Raw genomic sequence first — 282 nt, forward strand, 5'->3', positions numbered from 1 at the left:
GTGTGCATATCATGAAATCACCCTTCCGGTTTTGTGTGTTGCTCAGATAGAAGTTGCCGACAGCCACCGGGTACATGACACTCGATCGACCGTCAAGCACGATCTCTCCGGGCACGCCATCTACGCGCAACACCTTGCACCCGTTACGCCACTCTTCGTGCTCGATGCGGTGCAGGTCGTATACTTTTTCAATTCGAACTTTCATCAATTCACCAAATATTGTGTGAGCCTGCTGCCCAGCACCGACAGTACGATGTGATAGTGGGTTCCGGGACTACGGAT

At 52.1% G+C, this 282-nt stretch carries 1 protein-coding gene; it reads right to left on the reverse strand.

What is annotated here, in order from left to right:
- Window positions 1-205, reverse strand: a 205-nt coding sequence (locus tag AC1RPU_RS08185; protein WP_481769676.1) for a hypothetical protein, incomplete at its 3' end; no start/stop codon positions are given.
- Between the last annotated feature and the right edge of the window lie 77 nt (window positions 206-282).

It is taken from the genome of Dellaglioa sp. CoH-55-MRSF-7 (assembly GCF_056782235.1).